Here is a 593-nt window from a genome sequence, read left to right as displayed (position 1 = left end):
CCGGTGCATAGGCGACCTGCACCGGCTCCGGCTGCGCATGGAGCGGCGGCTGCTGCCACACGGGCTGGGTTGCCTGCGGAGCCGAAGGGGCGCGAAGCAGCGCGTCGACGTCCGCCAGGCGGTCGGTACTCACGGTCTGGCTCATCGCCACGGTGGACGGCACGGTGCGAACCGGTGCGGCGTAAGCATAGGCCGTCTGGCCGGCGTCGGGGAAGATGCCGAGGTTCACTGCCGCGGCCTTGGCGCCCGGGGCGAGCGTCGGAAGCCGAGTCAGGAATGGCGACACGCGCGACCAGCTTCCGGGCATCGCGGCGTCGATGGCGGTCATTGCGGCGGTGGAGTTGCCGGTCAGCGCAAGGATGAAGGCGCGCACCCGCGGCACGGCGGAATCGCCTTTCGCCGCGAGCGGCGCAATCGCGGCGATGGCGCCCGCCTTGTCGCCGCTGATGGCGAGGCTGAGCGCGAGGCGGCGGCGGGCTTCGTCGGCGTCGGCGCCGCTCAGCGCGGTGCGATAATCGGCCTGGGCTTTCGCCTGCTGGCCGAGAAGGTCGTAGGCGAGCCCGCGGTCGCAGCCGAGCGTGGTGACGCTGGCG

At 72.8% G+C, this 593-nt stretch carries 1 pseudogene; it reads right to left on the bottom strand.

The window, feature by feature from the left end:
- Positions 1–593: pseudogene (locus tag GH737_RS15670) on the bottom strand (hypothetical protein); the annotation flags it as partial.

It is taken from the genome of Sphingomonas segetis (assembly GCF_009720245.1).
Lineage (GTDB): Bacteria > Pseudomonadota > Alphaproteobacteria > Sphingomonadales > Sphingomonadaceae > Sphingomicrobium > Sphingomicrobium segetis.
Note: the sequence above shows the minus strand (reverse complement) of the source record. Positions and strands in the feature narration are given on the sequence as shown.